The following is a 15867-nucleotide window of genomic DNA, read 5'->3' as shown; positions in this document are numbered from 1 at the left end:
CTCTCTTCCACCACATTTCTAAACAGAAGCGCTTATTTGCGCTTCCGTTTTTTATTCGAGACCGCTTTATGGAACGGCGGTTTATCCTTCTTGTCCTTCAGCGCGAACCCTTTGCCTTTCGACTGGTCCTTCGGCTTACTTGGACGCTTCGACTTCCCGCGACGGTCGTCTTTCTTGTCGTCGCGTTTTTGTCCCGGACGGCCGCCGCTTGAACGGATCGTCTTCGACTCAAAGCGTTTTTTCGGTTGGCGTTCCGGCATTCCGACGACTGCAAAGTCGATCGTCTTCTCATCGATGTTGACACCGGTGACTTTAATCTCGACGACGTCGCCGATCCGGAACTGTTGTTTCGTCCGTTCGCCCATCAATTGATAGTTCGCTTCGTCATAGCGGTAGAAGTCATCCGTCATTGCCTGGATGTGAACGAGTCCTTCAATCGTGTTAGGCAACTCGACGAACATCCCGAAGTTGGTCACTCCGCTGACAACCCCTTCAAACGTCTCACCGATGTGTTGTTCCATATACTCGGCTTTTTTCAGAGCATTCGTTTCCCGTTCGGCATCGACGGCACGACGTTCACGTTTTGAAGCGTGATCGGCGATTTCCGGCAAGATCGCAGAGTAGCGGTCCTGAGTCTTTTGCGATTTATCATTAAAAATGATGTACTCGCGCAAGAGACGGTGGACCATCAAGTCCGGATACCGGCGGATTGGTGACGTGAAGTGCGTGTAGAAATCAGTCGACAGACCAAAGTGACCAATCGGTTCGACGTCGTATTTTGCTTGTTGGAGCGACCGTAACATGACCGTACTGACGACGGCTTCTTCCGGCTCACCTTCCACGGCGTTCAGGATCGATTGCAACGTCTTCGGTGCGACCGACTCGCCTTTGCGTTCGACGTTGATGCCGAAGTTGGCGATGAACTTGAAGAACGTATCGAGACGTTCTGCTTTCGGCTCATCGTGGATCCGGTACATGAACGGCAATTTTTGGTGTTGAACGTGTTCCGCCACCGTTTCGTTCGCGGCAAGCATAAACTCTTCAATCAGTTTCTCGGCAACGGACCGTTCGCGGAGGATGATTTCGCTTGTCTTGCCTTCTTCGTTGACGAGGACTTTCGCTTCCGGGAAGTCGAAGTTAATCGCGCCACGGCGCGAGCGGCGTTCGCGAAGAATCGCAGCCAGTTCCGCCATCTGATCGAAGTTCGCGACGAGATCGTGGTATTTTGCGATCACTTCTTCGTCTTCGCGTTCGATGATTTTCCGGACATCGGTATACGTCATCCGCTCCACGGTCTTAATGACACTCTGTAAAATCTCATGGTTGACGACAACCCCGTTTTGATCGATTTCCATAATACAGCTCAGCGTCAGACGGTCAACGTGCGGATTGAGTGAACAGATTCCGTTTGACAGACGGTGCGGAATCATCGGAATCACCCGGTCCACGAGATAAACACTCGTTCCGCGCTCGCGTGCTTCTTCGTCGAGCGGTGAATCTTCCTTGACGTAATGCGAGACGTCGGCGATGTGGACACCGAGCTCATAGTTGCCGTTCGCAAGTTTCTTGACGTGGACGGCGTCATCCAAGTCTTTTGCGTCAGCGCCGTCAATCGTGACCGTGACTTCGTTGCGTAAGTCGACGCGACCGACAAGATCTTTCTCATCGATTTGATCCGGAATGTCATTTGCTTCCGCAATCGCTGCGTCCGAGAAGTCGACATTGATGCCGTGCTTGTGGACGATCGACAGGATATCGACACCCGGGTCGTTTTTATGGCCGATGATTTGTAAGACTTTTGCGGTTCCGGCGTAACGGCCGTCCGGATATTTCGTAATCCGCGCGAGGACTTTATGGCCGTCGACGGCACCGAGCGTATCTTCGTTTGCGACGACTGGTAAGAACGTCAGCTTCGAATCATCCGGCTCGATATAAGCGATCGACTCAATCCGTCCTTTTGGACTGACAAACGTCCCGACGAAATCAGCCGGTCCGCGTGAGAGAATCTTGAGTAGTTTCCCTTCACGGCGGTCTCCGCCGTTTGATTCAGCAAAAACTTTGACGAGGACACGGTCCCCGTTGTAAACATTGCCGAGTTCCGGTGCCGGCAGGAAGATATCGCCTGCAGAACCGTCTTCCGGTGAAACGAATCCGAATCCACGTTGGTGGACCGAGATTTTTCCGGCAACTTGTCCGATTTGAGCGAGGGTTCCGTATTTGTTCGAACGGGTCCGCGCGACAAGCGCTTCTTCTTCGAGTTCATTTAACGTCCGGATCAGTTCCTTGAACTGTGCCGTATCCGTTAGTTCCAGTTTTTTCGTTAATTGATCAATCGACAACGGACGTTCGTCCGCCGCGATGACCTCTAATATGCGTTCACGTAATTCCAACGTGACACCTCCAGTTAATGGCTCCAGTTCAAGCCGTCCAAAAATTCATGGATGTCTTGGTGGAGCGTTTCTTTTTCTTTGTCGAGCGTAATGACATGACCTGAGTTCTCATACCAGATCAGATCTTTTTGTAAGGCACTGACACCATCGTGGATGATGTTGGCTGAATCCGTGTTGATCATATGATCATTGCGGGCTTGGATCACAAGTGTCGGTGCATAGACATCTTCGAGTGAATCGCGTGTCTCTTTCAGCAAGGCTTGCAGATCCTTTAAGGTCGGCATCGGTTCGAACACAGCCATCTCCTGTTCGATTTCCTCGACCGATTTTCCTTCTCGCTTCTTAAATTCTCTGGCATACTCCGTGACTCCTGCATACATAACGTCTTCACTTTTGATGTAAGCCGGCGCACACATCGGAATGACCGCCTTGACCGGACGGTGCATCGAAAGTCGAAGCGACATGACACCGCCGAGCGACAGTCCGCAGACCGCAATCTCGTCGTATCCTTTCGCTTTTAACTCTTCGTAACCGTCGAGGACATCCTGCCACCAGTCGGCTGGCCCGGTCTTCGTCAGCTCTTCGGGTGGGGCAGCGTGCCCTTTATATTGTGGTGCCAGTGATGTATAACCATGTTTTTGCAGGTAACGTCCGAGCATCCGGACATCGGCGCTTGAGCCGGTGAAGCCGTGCAACAACAGAACGGCCCGGTTGCCGCCTTCAAAAAAGAATGGTTTTGGTAATGTGATTTTCATAAAATGATTCCCCCTCTAACTCTATACCCCAAAATGAAAATTTAGAAATCGAGAAATACGAAAAAACGACAGCGCAATCGGACGGCTGTCGTTTCAGTACTCACTTATAAAAAGCGACGAGTAACGCCAAGATAAAGAATAATGCCCCTAAAATAGACGCTACACGATTTAGGACCGCATCCAAGCCACGGGCTTTTTGGCGACCAAATAATTGTTCTGCTCCACCTGTCAATGCTCCGAGTCCAGCCGTACGGCCTGACATTAAGAGAACGACGATGATGAGAAGAACGGAAACGACGATGAGGCCGACAAGAGCCACGTTATGAATGATCATCGATGATCCTCCTTCAGTAATATACGCTTCTTTCATTATAGAGAAAAACAACTACGGGAACAAGGTATAGATTCGCGAAGTTCATCTTACCTCCAAAAAACACCAGCCGGCTGACAAAATCAGCCCGGCTGGTGAGGAAAAATTATTGTTTGATGAGATCGAGTTCGACTGGAATGTTCTTCTCGACTGTCTCCCCCTTAAGGTGTTTGATTGCTGTGTCGATCCCGGTTTTACCGATTTCTGCCGGTTTTTGAGCAACGGTTCCTGCCATTTTACCATCTTCGACTGCTTTAACCGCATCGTCTGTTGCGTCAAACCCGATGACTTTGACATCTTCCATGCCTGCTGCTTTCAACGCTTCGACGGCACCAAGGGCCATTTCATCGTTGTGTGCGAAAACCGCTTTGATGTCTTTGTTGTTTTGAAGAATGTTTTCCATGACCGACAGACCTTTTGCCCGGTCGAAGTTTGCTGATTGTTTAGCAACGACGTCAAGCTTGCTGTCGACTGCCGCGTGGAAACCTTCGCCACGGTCGCGTGTTGCAGATGCGCCCGGGATTCCTTCAAGTTCAACGACTTTCGCTTTGTCGCCAACGAGTTCGATCATGTACTCACCCGCTTGTTTCCCACCTGCGACGTTATCCGACGCGATGTGCGCGATGACGTCACCGGCTTCTGCATTCCGGTCAACTGTGATGACTGGGATGTCCGCATCGTTTGCTGTTTGAACTGCCGCACCGACTGCTGCTGAATCCGTCGGGTTAATCAGGATAAGATCGACTTTCTTTTGAATCATATCTTCGATGTCGCTTGCTTGTTTTGCCGCATCATCTTGTGCATCCGCGACTTGTAATGTTGCGCCTTGTGCTTTTGCTTCTTTTTCTGCCCCTTCTTTAAGTGACACAAAGAACGGGTTGTTGAGCGTCGAAATCGACAGACCAATCTTGAAATCTTTTGTTTTCTTCTCTTTTTCCGTGTCACTGCCCGGTTGTTCCGTCGAACAAGCCGCTGCGAAGACCATTAACGCCATCATGACAAGTGCGAGTAGTTTTTTCATATCAATATCCTCCTTTTGGATGGTAAATCACGTAGTTTGTTTCCGGTCCGCGAGTACCGCGAACAGGATGACGAGCCCTTTGACGACAAGCTGGAAAAACGAGGAGACACCAAGCAGGTTAAGTCCGTTGTTGAGTGTCCCGATGATCAAGGCACCGATCAACGTCCCGACGATCCAACCGCGTCCACCAGATAAGCTTGTTCCACCAAGGACGACCGCTGCGATCGCATCGAGTTCGTACGATGTTCCGGCTGTCGGTTGCGCCGAGTTGAGACGCGACGTCAGGATGATTCCAGCGAGTGCTGCCATTAAACCAGACAGCGAGTAGATCAAAATCTTCACTTTGTTGACTTGAATCCCCATCAGTTTTGCTGCTTCTTCGTTTCCGCCGATCGCATACGTGTAACGCCCGAACGTCGTTTTCTTCAGGATGAAGTACAGAACGCCAAAGGCAATCAACATTGTGACGACCGGAACCGGGAAGATCCAGATGTATCCGCGGCCGAATAATTCGAACCAGCCACCCTGGCTGAGTCCCGTAATCGGCTTCCCGTCCGTATAGACGAGTGTCAGACCACGGAAGATTGTCATCGTCGCGAGTGTCGCGATGAATGGTGCGACTTTCCCGAGTGAGATGACCATTCCGTTTAACGCACCCATGATTGCCCCGACGATCAAGCCGGCAAGCACGGCGAGAATCGCGGACGTTCCGTCGGTCATCAGACCGGCGACGAACGCGGATGACAACGCAAGAATCGAACCGACCGATAAGTCGATCCCGCCCGTTAAGATGACGAACGTCATCCCGAAAGCAATCAAGGCATTGATCGAAACTTGGCGTAAGATGTTGAATAAGTTATTAAGTGTTAAAAAGTCCGGTTCCATGATCGAAACGACGAGAATGATCGCGAACAGTCCGGCGAGCGGACCGAGCTTTTGACCAATCCCGAGTCGTCTCGGTTTCTTTTCTGTCAGTTTCCCTTGCATCAGTTCCATGTCATTGTCCTCCTGTCGCAAGCGTCATGATACTCTCTTGCGTTGCCTCTTGTTGATTGAGCATGCCGCTCATTTGTCCTTCACGCATTACATAGACGCGATCGCTCATGCCGAGGATTTCCGGCAGATCAGAACTGATCATGATGATTGCGACGCCCGATGCGGCCAATTCGTTCATAATCATATAAATCTCTTTTTTCGCCCCGACGTCGACGCCGCGTGTCGGTTCGTCAAGAATCAGGACATCCGGTTTGGTTCCGAGCCATTTCGCGAGGACGACCTTTTGCTGGTTCCCGCCGGATAAGGATTTTGCCGGTTGATCCATCGAGCTGTGCCTGACAGATAACGACTTCAGATAACCTTCCGCGAACTGCCGCTCCGATTGATCGGAGATGACACCGGACTTCGATAACGACCGGATTGTCGGCAGGGAGATGTTTTCCCGGAGTGAAAAATCGAGGAACAATCCTTCGCCTTTTCGGTCTTCCGTCAAGAAGCCGAGTCCCTGTTTGATCGCATCGTGCGGTGATTTGATTTTGACGACGTTGCCGTTTAAGCTGATCGTCCCTGCTTTCATCCGGTCGACCCCGAACAAGCCCCGCATGACTTCTGTCCGTCCTGCGCCCATCAAGCCGGAAAAACCGACGATTTCACCGGCCCGGACTGAAAACGACACGTCTTCAAACCGTTTGCCGGTTGCGCCTGTGACTTCGAGGACCGTCTGACCGAGTGTGACTTGCCGCTCCGGATAGCGTTCACCCATCTCGCGTCCGACCATTTCGCGGACGATCTGTTCAAATGAGGTGTCGGCAATCCGGTGGGTCGAGACCGAGACACCGTCCCGTAAGACCGTGATCCGGTCACACAGTTCGAAGATTTCTTCCATCCGGTGTGAAATATAGACGATCGAGACTCCTTGACCCCGCAATGCCGTCGCGACACTGAACAATGCGCGGATTTCGCGTTCCGTCAAAGCAGCCGTCGGTTCATCCATGATGATGACCTTCGCGTCTGTCATCAACGCTTTTGCGATCTCAATCATCTGCTGTTGTCCGACTGATAACGTCCGGGCGAGCTGATTGACGTCCATGAAGACGTTCAATTCTGCCAGTTCGCGTTCGGCAAGCCGTTTCATCTCTGCTTGCTTAAGAATGCCGAAGCGGGATTTCAGTTCCCGTCCGAGAAACAGATTTTCCGTGACCGTTAAGTCCGGTAAGATATTCAGCTCCTGGTGGATAAAGGCAATCCCGGCTTCTTCCGCCAGTTTCGGATTTTTATACTGTTGTTCGACACCGTCGACCAAAATCGTTCCTTGATCGGCTTTATGAACACCGGTCAGAATTTTCATCAGTGTCGATTTTCCGGCACCGTTCTCTCCCATCAAGGCATGAATCTCACCGGTCGCGAGAGTGAAGTCGACTCCCTTCAAGACGGGAACGGGACCAAACGCTTTTGTGATACCTGTCATCTCAATTTGCATCGTACTTCCTCCCCTTAAAAAATGACGCCGGCGTGTAAGATGACGTTCGCATACGGTGTCGCTTCACCCGTCCGGATGATGACTTTCGCCTGCTTCGTCAATTCCTTGAATGCTTCGTGCGACACATAATCTTGCGGTACGTCGAGCTTCGTCACAGCCTCGAGCGCAACCGGATTGGCCTCTTTGATTTCCGATGCCAGCGTCACCTGCTCCACCGCCATGTCGTCTGCGACGATCCGGACGACATCAACGAACGCTGGTGTCCCGAGTTCAAGTGCCAAATCGATCCGCTCTACCCCTGCCGGAATCGGTAGACCGCAGTCGGCGATGACGATCATGTCTGTATGACCAAGATCCGTTAAGACTTTACTGATGTGACTGTTTAAAATGCCGTGTCGTTTCATGCTTCGACCTCCATCTGTTCGCGTGTCGGCATTCCGCCTTGTGCTCCGAGTGCACGGACGGATATACCGGCTGCCTTGTTCGCAAAGCGAATCGCTTCCGTCAGGGACTTTCCTTCGGTCAAGCTGACAGCGAGTGCCCCGTTGAATGTATCGCCGGCACCTGTCGTATCGACGACCTCCGTCTTGATCGCCGGCACCGTCACGATCGCCTCTCCGTCATAAAAACGGGCGCCGCGGCTGCCTTCCGTGACAATCAATTTATTCGGATACTGGCTTAACCAATGTTCAAGTGACTGCTGTTGTCCGAAAATCAAGCCGCATTCATGTTCGTTTGGTGTCAGGTAGGTCACGTCTGCGAGTAACTCGTCGTCAAGGACGATGGCTGGCGCCGGATTCAAGACGACGGGAATGCCGTGTGTCTTACCGTAACGCGCCACCTGTTTGACGGTTTGAAGCGGAATCTCGAGCTGTAACAAAATCATGTCCGTCTGACCGAGCAGGCTGTCGAGTTGGCTCTCATCATAGACGACCGCCAAGTTCGCCGACTGGACGACGACAATCGAATTATCGCCTTCCGCCAGCGTAATGTGCGCTGTCCCGGTCCGGTCGTTCTCGATCGTCTGCAGATGCGTCGTCCCGACCTGCTCCGTATTGAAGTTCTGTTGAATCGCCACACCGTTCGCATCGTCGCCGATACAGCCGACCATTTCGACGTTGCCGCCGAGCCGGGCAATCGCGACTGCCTGGTTTGCTCCTTTGCCTCCCGGTACCGTATGGAAGGCGGATCCAATGACCGTTTCTCCTGCTGACGGACGACGGTCGCTTTCAACGACCAAATCCATCGAGATACTTCCGACTACACTGATTTGTTTCATGACTCTTCACCCTTCCGCTTCGTTGTTTCCCGTTCAATGACTTCGACCATCAGTTCATGATGGACGGCTGCAATCTCTTTTCCTTCAATCCGCTGGATCAGTAACTTTGCTGCCAGTTCGCCCATCTGGTAAATCGGCTGGGCAATCGTGGTCAGCGGTGGAGAAATCATCTGTCCGAGTTCAATTCCGTCGTAACCGATGATCTGTAACTGGTCCGGAATCGCGATTCCCCGCTCGGCCGCGACCTGAATCGTCGCTGCGGCGATGACATCATTCGCTGCGAAAATCCCGTTGCAGTCGTAATGGTCAAATAAGTAATTGGCGGCTCCGAGCGCCCCTTGGAAATGGAACGGCGACTCGATGCTTGCGACCAAATGTTTACCGGCGATTTCTTCAAATCCGTCACGCCGCTTGCGGATCGTCGGTAATTTTGACGGACCGCTGATGACGACCAGTTCAGTCGCCCCGTGATCGAGTAAGAACTGGGCCGCTTTTTTTCCACCGTCATGTCCGTTCGAGGTCACCGTCGGAATCGCTCCCTGCAGAACACGGTCGAGGGCGACAATCGGCACTTCGAGTTCTTCATAATTCGGATTGTTCGAATAGTTGGTCGTGATAATCAATCCGTCGACATGCATCGCTTCAAGCGATTGAATATATTCTTGTTCTTTCTGAAACTGTTCGTCTGTGTTACACAAAATCACCTGAAAACCGTGTTGATGTGCCATATCTTCCACAGCACGAGCCAGTTGCGGAAAAAACGGGTTTGTGATGTCTGGGACGATCAAACCAATCAGACCAGATCGTTTTTGGAACAACGACCGGGCGACCCGGTTCGGTCGATAATCGAGCTGCTTAATCGCCTGCAGGACGGCTGTTCTTGCTTTTTCGCTGACGTATCCTTTTTCATTCATGACACGCGATACCGTCGCGACTGATACATTAGCCACTTTCGCTACTTCCCGGATGGTCGACATGTTCGCCACCTCTTTCTTTTGATAACGCTTACAATATGTATCATATTGTGTAACCGGTTACACATCAATCCTTTTTACGAAAATATATTTTATTTTTTTCGCAGTCCATCAAAAAGAGTCCTATCAAACGTTCTGCTGCAACGTTTGTCAGGACTTTTTCGAATGATTCGGATGACGTTTTTCATATAACCGGCGAAACAAAGCGATGAGAAACGCGAGAATCGCGAGCGGCTCCAGTAAGTAAATCAACAGAAACGTAATGTCGATGATGGCATCTTCCGGGTTATAGCGCAAAATATAGATGGCTCCCGGTAGAAGCGCAATCAGCCCCGTGATGCCCAGGACCGTTCCGAGAATCATGCTTTGACGTGAAAAGCGACTCGTAATCTGATACAGCCCGATAAAGAAAATCAGTTCTGTAAAATAAATGATTCGTAATTGAATATCATCGATTGTGGGGTCCAGACCCAAAAACAAATAACGAAACAGCATCTCTCTCCCCCCTTACCTCTTTCTGTACCCGGTTATCCGCTTCGTTAATGCCTCGATTCCAGTTTGCCTGCATATCCTATCTGACTTTAGGGAATAACTTGATAGTAACAGTACTTATAGAAAGTTGGGGGTTTGCATGAAAGAAGATCATTCGATGAAAGTCGTCAGTTGTTTAAACGACTTTTTTCAACGGAACGAACAGCCACTTCAGGTCGATCTATTGCGTGGTCTTCCACCCGTCGTCTTATTATTAAAAGATGAGGCCAAACGGTCTTTTACAGCGGAAGAAAATCTTCATGACGAACTGCTCAGTGACATTAAACGATTGGTCCAGGAATGTCTGGATCCACAGACATTACGCGAACTCGATATCGATGCCGATTTACCCGAGTTTTTTGTGACCCGTGCGCCGCTCTATTCAGCCCATCATTACCTCGTTACGTTTATCGAGGACTGATTTTAAGGCGCATAATTCCATTTTGATAATACGGGATTCGACGTTTAGTCGGGTCTCGTTTTTTGTGTCTATAAAAAAACATTCATTTGCTCGTTTTTCTAGGGCGGAACGCGAGCCTAACGGAAGCGTTGCTTCCTTCTCCCTTAGAAGTCGTGCATGAATGTTTTTTCTTTTCTATGCACTTGTTGTCACGCGTTTCACGCGACTCCTACAGGAAAAAGCGCAAAGCCTGCTTGCGCTGTCAGAGACAAACAAGACCCGGTTGTCTGCCTCCATGAGGCAGGCAAACTGGCTTGTCTCTCGCCTGAGGAAAGCGCGTGAAAAAAAGCGTGCTCCCTTTGCACCGAACCTTAGAAAAGCAAACGAACGGCTAGTTTTGTCAAGCTATACTCAACGCAAAAAACAGCCCTCCGCCAAGCGGAAGACTGTCGACACAATCCGTAGATAGATTACTTAATTTTCAACTTCAAGAATCGCTTCGATTTCTGCTTCGACTTCTTTATTCACCATCTGCGAACGTTTTTTTCTTAATTCAAGATCCATTTCCTGATCAATGAACTCGTTCGTATGCTTGTCAAAACAGCTGTAGCAAATCGGATAAAAGTCTTTTTCCTCTGTCTTCAACGAATTGAATTCCCACGTGTTCAGTTCCAAATAACTGACTTGGTTATTCGTTTCTTTTCCGCATATTTCACACGTCATTTTCATTATTCTCCCCTCGTCATGCATCGATCTTATTTTTTGCTGATTGGCGATCCTTGATACGTTTCAAACGCCCGTGATATTTCATGATGTTCGCTTGCGATTGTTTGGCCTCTTCGCTCGTAGGTTGCAAGTTCTCAATATCCCAGTATTTCACGACGACATCTAATACCTGGTCAAAGTATTGGAGGGGTCCGTAATTCGTATCAATCGCAATGGTCTTCATACGCTCGGTAAAGTCCGGCATGATCGCTCCCGGCATCGAGAAATTGATGATGACATCTTCGAAGAACACGATGAAGTTCGGATCGAGTTCAAGGTGCGCTTTCACCGTGTCACGGTAGAACGCATAGTGGAGGGCTTCATCTTTTGCCAAACGGCGGAGCAGTGTCGCCAAGTCTTTGTCGTGCGCGCCGGCCACTCGCGCTACGTTGTTATAGAAAACGAGTGTCGCAAGTTCTTGTAACGACGTATACGCCATCGTCGCCAATGGATTCGTAAAGTCCGGGAACCAGCCGCTTTCAACAACGCGTCTTCTTAATTGATGCAATCGTGTCGGATTGACGTTACGGGTTACGAGTAAGTACGTTTCCAGTAAGCTCGAGTGCTGGTCTTCTTCCGCCGTCCACGTACGGACGAAATCATTGATGACTTCCATCGAGTTTTTAAACGTGTAATCCAAGTGCGACGTATACCAAGGTAAGTTCACTTCTGTCAGCAAGGCCGTTTCTACGGCAACGATGACACCTTCCGGAAGCGTGACTTGACTCTCCTCCCAAGGAACGCGTTTAAACGACATCGCCTTGTCCCATGGAATGAATTCGTGATAACTCCAATCAATATTGGCTGAACGCTCCTTATGTAAGCGATACAATTCTTTGATGCGTGGTTCTAAGCGTATATCTAAATCTGAATTTAACATGATCATTTCTCCTTTAGATGTTTTTTGAACCTTCACCCGTTCAAATGTATTTAAGCCTTATAATGATTGTGCTTAAACTTATTTATAACTATAACATTTTAATGACCAGGTAGTAAAAGAAAGGTCTCGTAAATTTGATTTTTTACCCCTTGAAATTGAATGGCGTTGGTATGTACTCAATGGCAAAACCATTTGTGTTGAATCATTTCTGATGTCAGGTCGAATTCAACTTCTTTTACTCAATGAATCAGGAACAAAAAAACCTCCTATTCGTGTGCGGAGATCGCACATGAATAGGAGGTGTTGGCTGTACAGCGAGTGTACAACACAATTTAAATCATCAACCTGGAATTACTTCTTGAGGTTGTAGAATGATTTGATTCCGTCGTAGACAGCAACATCTGAAAGCATGTCTTCGATGCGGAGAAGTTGGTTGTATTTCGCGATACGGTCTGTACGTGAAAGTGAACCAGTTTTGATTTGACCAGCGTTTGTCGCAACAGCGATGTCAGCGATTGTTGAATCTTCTGTTTCACCAGAACGGTGAGACACGACTGCTGTGTAACCAGCTTTTTTCGCCATTTCGATTGCGTCGAATGTTTCAGTCAACGTACCGATTTGGTTAACTTTGATGAGGATCGAGTTCGCGATGCCTTTTTCGATACCTTCAGCGAGTTTCTCTGTGTTTGTTACGAACAAGTCATCACCAACGAGTTGGACTTTGTGTCCGATACGATCTGTAAGAAGTTTGTGGCCATCCCAGTCGTTTTCGTCACAGCCATCTTCGATTGAGATGATTGGGTATTTGTCAACGAGTTGTGCATAGAATTCAACAAGCTCTTCTGTTGTAAGGACTTTGCCTTCGCCAGCGAGGTTGTATTTTCCAGCTGCTTTATCGTAGAACTCAGAAGAAGCGACGTCCATAGCGAGGTAAACATCTTCGCCTGCTTTGTAGCCAGCTTTTTCGATTGCTTCAAGAATAACTGTGATTGCTTCTTCGTTTGATTTCAAGTTTGGAGCGAATCCACCCTCGTCACCGACTGCTGTGTTAAGACCCATTCCGCTAAGAACTGATTTCAACGCGTGGAAGATTTCAGCACCCATACGAAGAGCTTCTTTGAATGTTGGAGCTCCAACAGGCATGATCATGAACTCTTGGAAATCAACGTTGTTGTCAGCGTGTGATCCACCGTTGATGATGTTCATCATTGGAGTTGGCAATGTTTTCGCGTTGAATCCACCGAGGTACGTGTAGAGTGGAAGACCAAGCTCATCTGCAGCAGCACGTGCAGCAGCCATAGAAACACCAAGGATTGCGTTAGCGCCGAAGTTCCCTTTGTTTTTCGTACCGTCGAGGTCGATCATCTTTTTGTCGATTCCTGCTTGGTCGAAAACATCGTAACCGATGATTTCAGGTGCGATTTTTTCGTTGACGTTGTCAACTGCTTTTAAGACACCTTTACCGAGGTAACGTGATTTGTCGCCATCGCGAAGCTCAACTGCTTCGTGCTCACCAGTTGATGCGCCTGATGGGACGAGTGCGCGACCAAAGCCGCCGTCTTCTGTATATACTTCTACTTCTACTGTTGGGTTACCGCGTGAGTCAAGAATCTCGCGTGCATAAATCTCTGTAATCATTGACATTTAAATTCGCTCCTTTTTGTTTGAGAAAGATTAGTTTGTAGTAAGGCAGTAACAGGTCTGTCAATCGACGGGATTATTTCTTCAATACGATCGATTTCCCCGTCATTTCTGCCGGTTGATCTGCTCCGAGTAAATCGAGAACAGTTGGTGCCAGATCTGCCAATACGCCAGTCAATGGCTCAAGGAGTTCGACGTCCTCGACCGTGACGATACATGGAACAGGTTCTGTCGTGTGCGCCGTCATCTTGCTACCATCGGCATTGAGGACTTTGTCCGCATTCCCGTGGTCGGCTGTGATGATGGCTGCGCCACCCTTGCTGAGAATCAAATCAACGACTTGTCCAAGACATTTATCTACCGCTTCGATCGCCTTCTTCGTCGGCTCGAGCATACCCGAGTGACCGACCATATCGGGATTGGCGAAGTTGAGGATAATTGCGTCATGTTCGTCCGAGTTGATTGCGTCAACGAGCGCTTCTGTGACTTCATAGACACTCATTTCCGGTTTCAAGTCGTATGTCGCGACTTTTGGAGACGGGATCAGAATCCGATCTTCTCCTTCGTACGGCTCTTCACGTTGACCGTTAAAGAAGAACGTGACGTGCGGGTACTTTTCAGTTTCCGCAATCCGCAATTGTTTAAGGCCTTGTTTCGATAACGTTTCACCGAGCGTATTTTTGATGTCTTCCGGTGGGAAGACGATGTCCGTATCAATCGCATCCGAGTACTTCGTCATCGAGACGAGCAGCAGGTTCTTCGGCGCATTGTCCGGCAATTCAAAACCATTGAAGCCTGTTTTTTCTTTATACGTCTTGGCGAGCTGAATCGCACGGTCCGGACGATAGTTGAAGAACATGATCGCATCGTTATCGTGGATCGGTGCTACTGGAGTACCGTCTTCCTGCACGACTACCGTTGGTTCAATGAACTCATCTGTAACGTCTGTTTTGTACGAAGCTTCGACCATCGCGATTGGGTCTTTTGTTGTCGGACCGTCTGCGAACGTGATGACGTCATAGACTTTCTTGACGCGTTCCCAGCGGTTGTCGCGGTCCATCGCATAATAACGACCAGAGACACTTGCGAATTGACCGACGTTTAACTCGTCCATCTTCGCTTGGGCATCACGGAGGAAACCGGCTCCTGATTGCGGATCACAATCGCGGCCATCCGTGAAGGCATGGAGATAGACTTTTTCGATTTCGTGAAGTTTTGCGAATTCAAGCACGGCATACAAGTGGTTGATGTGACTGTGGATTCCACCGTCAGAGACCAGACCGAAGATATGAAGGGCTGAACCGTATTTTTTCACGTGACCTGCCGCATCGTTCATCGCTTGACGCGAGAAGAACGAGCGATCCTTAATGGCATTGTTGATTCGGGATAGCGATTGGTAGACGACGCGACCTGCACCGATGTTCAAATGACCCACTTCTGAGTTCCCCATTTGACCTTCAGGCAAACCGACGTATTCTCCTTGCGCATTCAACAACGTATGCGGGTACTGTTCCCAGTACCGGTCGAAGTTCGGTTTGTTTGCTGCCGTGACAGCATTTCCGAACTCCTCGTCACGCATACCGAAACCATCAAGGATGATCAGTGCGACTGGACGTTTTTTCATTTAAATCGCCTCCAACAGTTTGAGGAACGATCCTGTCTCAAGACTTGCGCCACCAACTAAAGCACCGTCGATGTCAGGCTGAGCCATATATTCTTTGATGTTGTCCGGTTTGACACTGCCGCCGTACTGGATGCGGACTGCTTCTGCAGCTTCCGTACCGAATTCAGCTGCGATGACATCGCGAACGAATTTACAAGAATCTTGTGCATCTTGTTCTGTTGCTGATTTTCCTGTTCCGATTGCCCAGACAGGCTCATATGCGACAACAAGGTTTTTAACTTGATCGACTGTTAAGCCTTTCAAGCTGTTCGTTGTTTGTTCACGGATGACTGATTCGAATTTCCCGCCTTCGCGTTCTTCGAGTGTTTCACCGACACAAACGATTGGCACGATACCATGCTCAAATGCTTTTTTCGTTTTGCTGTTGATGAACGCATCTGTTTCTCCGAAGTACTCACGACGTTCTGAGTGACCGAGGACGACGTATGTTACGCCAAGTTCTTTGAGCATCACTGGGCTGATTTCACCTGTGAATGCGCCGCTCTCCTGGTCATACATGTTTTGAGCGCCGATTTTCAGGTCCGTTCCAGCTGTCGCTTCTGTCAAGTGTGCAAGGAATACAGACGGTGCACAGACAGCCGCGTCGACTTTCGAAGAAGCGGGTACAGTTCCTTTGACTTCCTCAGCGAATGCCACAGCATCCTTGAGGGTAAGATTCATTTTCCAGTTACCTGCGATAATTGGTTTACGCATTGAAAACA

Annotated in this window: 16 protein-coding genes; 1 reads left to right on the top strand and 15 read right to left on the bottom strand. The window is 49.3% G+C overall.

Translation table 11 applies throughout. The features are described from left to right. Positions 1-32: 32 nt before the first annotated feature. The 10 genes from rnr to DVG79_RS01130 all read right to left on the bottom strand — a co-directional run bounded on the left by rnr (position 33) and on the right by DVG79_RS01130 (position 9760). Positions 33-2390 carry a ribonuclease R gene (gene rnr, locus DVG79_RS01175; protein WP_114595134.1) on the bottom strand — a complete coding sequence of 786 codons (2358 nt, stop codon included), beginning with the start codon at positions 2388-2390 and terminating at the stop codon, positions 33-35. 14 nt (positions 2391-2404) lie between these two features. Continuing rightward, a complete protein-coding gene (locus DVG79_RS01170; RefSeq protein WP_028105784.1) occupies positions 2405-3145 on the bottom strand; it encodes an alpha/beta hydrolase in 741 nt (246 codons plus the stop codon). Between the two features lie 100 nt (positions 3146-3245). Further along, a complete protein-coding gene (gene secG, locus DVG79_RS01165; RefSeq protein ID WP_012371248.1) occupies positions 3246-3479 on the bottom strand; it encodes a preprotein translocase subunit SecG in 234 nt (77 codons plus the stop codon). A gap of 142 nt (positions 3480-3621) precedes the next feature. After that, on the bottom strand, positions 3622-4536 hold the full coding sequence (gene rbsB, locus DVG79_RS01160) for a ribose ABC transporter substrate-binding protein RbsB (RefSeq protein ID WP_026827595.1): 915 nt from the start codon (positions 4534-4536) through the stop codon (positions 3622-3624). A 27-nt stretch (positions 4537-4563) separates the two neighbouring features. Then, positions 4564-5532, bottom strand: a complete 969-nt coding sequence (locus DVG79_RS01155) for an ABC transporter permease subunit (RefSeq protein WP_114595133.1) — start codon at positions 5530-5532, stop codon at positions 4564-4566. A 1-nt stretch (position 5533) separates the two neighbouring features. Continuing rightward, positions 5534-7012: a sugar ABC transporter ATP-binding protein gene (locus DVG79_RS01150; protein ID WP_114595132.1), complete on the bottom strand. Its 1479-nt coding sequence runs from the start codon at positions 7010-7012 to the stop codon at positions 5534-5536. 14 nt (positions 7013-7026) lie between these two features. Then, a complete protein-coding gene (gene rbsD / locus DVG79_RS01145) occupies positions 7027-7416 on the bottom strand; it encodes a D-ribose pyranase (protein ID WP_114595131.1) in 390 nt (129 codons plus the stop codon). Further along, positions 7413-8291, bottom strand: a complete 879-nt coding sequence (gene rbsK, locus DVG79_RS01140) for a ribokinase (protein WP_114595130.1) — start codon at positions 8289-8291, stop codon at positions 7413-7415. The genes rbsD and rbsK overlap by 4 nt, the downstream gene beginning before the upstream one ends. Continuing rightward, on the bottom strand, positions 8288-9268 hold the full coding sequence (locus tag DVG79_RS01135; RefSeq protein WP_114595129.1) for a LacI family DNA-binding transcriptional regulator: 981 nt from the start codon (positions 9266-9268) through the stop codon (positions 8288-8290). Before DVG79_RS01135 ends, rbsK begins: the two co-directional genes overlap by 4 nt. A gap of 147 nt (positions 9269-9415) precedes the next feature. Next, entirely contained in the window at positions 9416-9760 is a 345-nt protein-coding gene (locus tag DVG79_RS01130; RefSeq protein ID WP_114595128.1) for a hypothetical protein, read from the bottom strand. 136 nt (positions 9761-9896) lie between these two features. On the opposite strand from DVG79_RS01130, the gene DVG79_RS01125 reads away from it, so the two are divergent. Further along, positions 9897-10217, top strand: coding sequence for a hypothetical protein (locus DVG79_RS01125; RefSeq protein WP_114595127.1), 321 nt, complete (start codon positions 9897-9899; stop codon positions 10215-10217). Between the two features lie 453 nt (positions 10218-10670). On the opposite strand, the gene DVG79_RS01115 is transcribed toward DVG79_RS01125, so the two are convergent. From DVG79_RS01115 to tpiA, 5 genes are all read right to left on the bottom strand, one after another. Beyond that, positions 10671-10925 carry a hypothetical protein gene (locus DVG79_RS01115; RefSeq protein ID WP_012371257.1) on the bottom strand — a complete coding sequence of 85 codons (255 nt, stop codon included), beginning with the start codon at positions 10923-10925 and terminating at the stop codon, positions 10671-10673. 13 nt (positions 10926-10938) lie between these two features. Then, complete coding sequence (locus tag DVG79_RS01110; RefSeq protein ID WP_012371258.1) at positions 10939-11841, bottom strand: acyl-ACP desaturase; 903 nt, start codon at positions 11839-11841, stop codon at positions 10939-10941. A 351-nt stretch (positions 11842-12192) separates the two neighbouring features. Beyond that, the gene (gene eno, locus DVG79_RS01105; RefSeq protein ID WP_114595125.1) at positions 12193-13485 is read right to left on the bottom strand and encodes a phosphopyruvate hydratase; all 1293 of its coding nucleotides are present in this window, start codon (positions 13483-13485) and stop codon (positions 12193-12195) included. 73 nt (positions 13486-13558) lie between these two features. Then, positions 13559-15106, bottom strand: coding sequence for a 2,3-bisphosphoglycerate-independent phosphoglycerate mutase (gpmI, locus tag DVG79_RS01100; RefSeq protein WP_114595124.1), 1548 nt, complete (start codon positions 15104-15106; stop codon positions 13559-13561). Then, positions 15107-15859, bottom strand: a complete 753-nt coding sequence (gene tpiA / locus DVG79_RS01095; protein ID WP_026827585.1) for a triose-phosphate isomerase — start codon at positions 15857-15859, stop codon at positions 15107-15109. Between the last annotated feature and the right edge of the window lie 8 nt (positions 15860-15867).

It is taken from the genome of Exiguobacterium sp. RIT594 (assembly GCF_003339585.1).
Taxonomy (GTDB): domain Bacteria; phylum Bacillota; class Bacilli; order Exiguobacteriales; family Exiguobacteriaceae; genus Exiguobacterium_A.
This window is presented reverse-complemented; position numbering and strand designations above follow the sequence as displayed.

Coding starts and splice junctions, on each gene's coding strand:
- DVG79_RS01170 (WP_028105784.1), bottom strand. CDS start 3,145: ATGAAAATCACATTACCAAAACCATTCTTTTTTGAAGGCGGCAACCGG.
- secG (WP_012371248.1), bottom strand. CDS start 3,479: ATGATCATTCATAACGTGGCTCTTGTCGGCCTCATCGTCGTTTCCGTT.
- rbsB (WP_026827595.1), bottom strand. CDS start 4,536: ATGAAAAAACTACTCGCACTTGTCATGATGGCGTTAATGGTCTTCGCA.
- DVG79_RS01155 (WP_114595133.1), bottom strand. CDS start 5,532: ATGGAACTGATGCAAGGGAAACTGACAGAAAAGAAACCGAGACGACTC.
- DVG79_RS01150 (WP_114595132.1), bottom strand. CDS start 7,012: ATGCAAATTGAGATGACAGGTATCACAAAAGCGTTTGGTCCCGTTCCC.
- rbsD (WP_114595131.1), bottom strand. CDS start 7,416: ATGAAACGACACGGCATTTTAAACAGTCACATCAGTAAAGTCTTAACG.
- rbsK (WP_114595130.1), bottom strand. CDS start 8,291: ATGAAACAAATCAGTGTAGTCGGAAGTATCTCGATGGATTTGGTCGTT.
- DVG79_RS01135 (WP_114595129.1), bottom strand. CDS start 9,268: ATGTCGACCATCCGGGAAGTAGCGAAAGTGGCTAATGTATCAGTCGCG.
- DVG79_RS01130 (WP_114595128.1), bottom strand. CDS start 9,760: ATGCTGTTTCGTTATTTGTTTTTGGGTCTGGACCCCACAATCGATGAT.
- DVG79_RS01125 (WP_114595127.1), top strand. CDS start 9,897: ATGAAAGAAGATCATTCGATGAAAGTCGTCAGTTGTTTAAACGACTTT.
- DVG79_RS01115 (WP_012371257.1), bottom strand. CDS start 10,925: ATGAAAATGACGTGTGAAATATGCGGAAAAGAAACGAATAACCAAGTC.
- DVG79_RS01110 (WP_012371258.1), bottom strand. CDS start 11,841: ATGTTAAATTCAGATTTAGATATACGCTTAGAACCACGCATCAAAGAA.
- eno (WP_114595125.1), bottom strand. CDS start 13,485: ATGTCAATGATTACAGAGATTTATGCACGCGAGATTCTTGACTCACGC.
- gpmI (WP_114595124.1), bottom strand. CDS start 15,106: ATGAAAAAACGTCCAGTCGCACTGATCATCCTTGATGGTTTCGGTATG.
- tpiA (WP_026827585.1), bottom strand. CDS start 15,859: ATGCGTAAACCAATTATCGCAGGTAACTGGAAAATGAATCTTACCCTC.